This window comes from Tepidiforma sp. (assembly GCF_034433535.1).
GTDB lineage: Bacteria > Chloroflexota > Dehalococcoidia > Tepidiformales > Tepidiformaceae > Tepidiforma.
On record NZ_DAOUAO010000219.1, the window covers coordinates 1 to 3,017 of the forward strand.

A 3,017-nucleotide genomic window follows, 5' to 3' on the forward strand; every position below is an offset into this window, starting at 1 on the left:
CGGCCGGGGGCGCCCTCTTCGCGGCGAGCGCGGTGACGGTGCTTCGGCCTTTCTTCGGGGGGGAGCGGGCGCCGCACACGCCGCACGAGGGGTCCGTGGGGCTGCTGCTCGGGCCGCTGGTGCTGGGCGCGCTCTCACTCGGGCTGGCGCTGGCCCCGGTTGTCATCGAAAGCAGGGTGGCGGCCGCGGCGACGGCGGCCGCAGGCGAGCCGGTGAAGGTCTCGCTGAAGCTCTGGCACGGGTTCAACGCCGCGCTGGGGGTGAGCGTGGCGAGCGTCGCCGCGGGCGTCGGCCTGGGGCTGTGGGGCGGGCGGGTCACGGCAGCCACCGGGCAGGTGCTCGGGGCACGCTGGTTCCCTTCCGGGCCGAAGGTGTACGACTGGCTGCTGACGGGCATGCAGCAGGCCGCGCGCTTCCACACGGTCTGGATGCAGCGGGGCTACCTGCGCGGGTACATCGCGGCGGTGCTGCTCACGTTCGTGGCGCTGACGGCGGCCGCGGTGGTGCGCTGGCGGGGCGGGTTCGAACGGGAGTGGCTGACGCCGGCGTTCTACGAGGCGGTGGTGGCGCTGACCATCATCGCCGGGGCAACGGCCGCGATCGTGCACATGTCGCGGCTGGCGGCGGTGACGGCGCTCGGGTCGGTTGGGTTCGGGGTGGCGCTCATCTACGCGATTTTTGGCGGGCCGGACCTCGCGCTGACGCAGGTGGTGATGGAGACGCTGACGGTCATGCTCTTCGTGCTGGTGTTCTACCGGCTGCCGAAGCTGGTCGACCGCGGCCCCCTGCGGCGGCGAGTTCGCGACGGGCTGATTGCGCTGAGCGTGGGCGCGACCATGACCCTGCTGGTCCTGGCCTCGCTCGGCCACCGGCAGGGTGAACCCATCTCAACGTACTTCGGGGAGCGCTCGGTTCCGGAGGCGTTTGGGCGGAACGTGGTGAACGTGATCCTGGTGGACTTCCGGGCGCTGGACACGCTCGGGGAGATTGTGGTGCTGGCCACCGCCGCGCTGGGGGTGTTCGCGCTGCTGCGGGTTCGGAGGTGGAGCCGATGAATTCGGTCCTGCTGCGGGTGGTGGCGCGCCTGCTTGCCTCGCTGCTGCTGACGGCTTCGATCTACCTCCTCTGGCGGGGGCACAACGCTCCGGGCGGCGGCTTCTCCGGCGGGATCATGGCGGCAGCGGCGTTCGTGTTGCTGGCGATCTCCTTCGACCCGGACGCGGGCTGGCGGGCGCCTCGGCTTTCTCCGCTGGTGCTGATCCCGCTGGGGCTGCTGGTCGCGCTGGGAAGCGGCTTCATCGGCGTGCTGACCGGGGGCGCGTTCCTGGAGGGGCGGTGGGTGACGCTGGGAGTGGGCGAAGGCGTCAAGCTCGGGACGCCGCTGCTGTTCGACCTGGGGGTGTACCTGGTCGTGGTCGGGGTGGCGCTGGCCGTCATCATCCCGCTCATGCGGGAGGAAGAGTAGCCGATGGAGCTGCTGCTGGCGGTGACGGTGGGCTGGCTGTACGCCTGCGGGCTCTACCTCCTGCTGCGGCGCACGCTGGCGCAGGTGGTGATTGGGCTGGCGCTGCTGACGAACGGGACCAACCTGCTGATCTTCACGGCGGGCGGGCTGGTGCGCGGCCGGCCGCCGCTGGTGGAGCGGGGCAATGAGGTGCTCGCGGCGGGGGCGGCCGATCCGCTGCCGCAGGCGCTCATCCTGACCGCGATCGTGATCGGGTTCGCGGTGCAGGCGTTCACGATGGTGCTGGCGTACCGGGTGTACCGGTCGGTGGGGAGCGACGATATCGACGCGCTGACCACGACGGAGCCACCTCCGCCGCCGGTCGCCGCTGGCGGAGCAGCCCCGGGAGGGGCGGAATGAGCCTGCTGGTGGCGCTGCCGGTGGCGATTCCCCTGGCGACGGCCGCGGCGGGGATGCTGACGCTGCGCTGGCCGGGGTGGCAGGCGCGGATCGGGCTTGCGGGGGCGGCGGCGCTGCTCGCGGCGTCCATCGCGCTGCTCTGGCGGACGTGGACCGACGGCGTGCAGGTGCTCGAGGTGGGCGGCTGGCCGGCGCCGTTCGGCATCGTGCTGGTCTCAGACATGCTCGCGGCGGTGATGGTGACGGTCGCCGGGGCGGTGGGACTGGCCGCCACGGTGTACTCGTTCGGCGTGGTGGATGCCGGCCGCCTGGGGGCGGGCTACTACGCGTTCATCCACGTGCTGCTGATGGGCGTCTGCGGGGCCTTCCTGGCGGGGGACATCTTCAACCTGTACGTCTGGTTCGAAGTGATGCTGATGGCCTCGTTCGTGCTGCTGGTGATCGGCGGCGAACGGCCGCAGTTCGAAGCCGGGATGAAGTACGTGGCGCTGAACCTCGTCGGTTCGATGCTGTTCCTGAGCGGGGTGGGCCTGCTGTATGGCGCGGCCGGGACGCTCAACCTGGCGGATCTCGCGGTGCGGGTGGCCGGGACCCCGGAGGAGGCGAGGTACTTCACGGTGGCAGCGATGCTGTTCCTGGTCGCGTTTGGGTTGAAGGCCGCGGTGTTCCCGCTCTATTTCTGGCTGCCGGCCTCCTACCACGTCGCGCCGGCACCGGTTGCGGCGCTGTTCGCCGGCCTGCTGACCAAAGTGGGGGTGTATTCGCTCATCCGGGTGTTCACGCTGGTGTTCACGCAGGACACGGCCTACACGCACGAGCTGCTGCTGTGGATTTCGGGCGCGACGATGGTGAGCGGGGTGCTGGGCGCGGCGGCCCACCAGGACATGAAGCGGATCCTTTCGTTCCACATCATCAGCCAGATTGGCTACATGACGATGGGCATCGCCCTGGGGACGCCCCTGGCGCTGGGCGGAGCGGTGTTTTACATGGTGCACAACATCATCGCCAAGACGAACCTGTTCTTCGTGGCCGGGGTGGTTCGCCGGCTGCGCGGCAGCTACGAGCTGAAGGACCTGGGCGGGCTGGCGAAGGCGCACCCCTGGCTGGCGGTGATGTTCTTCGTCTCGGCGTTCAGCCTGGCGGGGGTGCCGCC

4 protein-coding genes are annotated in these 3,017 nt (G+C 70.7%); all 4 read left to right on the forward strand.

Annotated elements, in window-relative coordinates; all coding sequences use genetic code 11:
- A partial coding sequence (mbhE, locus tag VAE46_RS11485; RefSeq protein ID WP_322797075.1) for a hydrogen gas-evolving membrane-bound hydrogenase subunit E occupies positions 1–1,055 on the forward strand: 1,055 nt, incomplete at its 5' end.
- Positions 1,052–1,465, forward strand: coding sequence for an MnhB domain-containing protein (locus tag VAE46_RS11490; RefSeq protein WP_322797076.1), 414 nt, complete (start codon positions 1,052–1,054; stop codon positions 1,463–1,465). The genes mbhE and VAE46_RS11490, both read left to right, overlap by 4 nt.
- Positions 1,466–1,468: 3 nt before the next feature.
- A complete protein-coding gene (locus VAE46_RS11495) occupies positions 1,469–1,864 on the forward strand; it encodes a Na+/H+ antiporter subunit C (RefSeq protein ID WP_322797077.1) in 396 nt (131 codons plus the stop codon).
- The coding region (locus VAE46_RS11500; RefSeq protein ID WP_322797078.1) for a proton-conducting transporter membrane subunit at positions 1,861–3,017 on the forward strand (1,157 nt) is incomplete at its 3' end. The genes VAE46_RS11495 and VAE46_RS11500, both read left to right, overlap by 4 nt.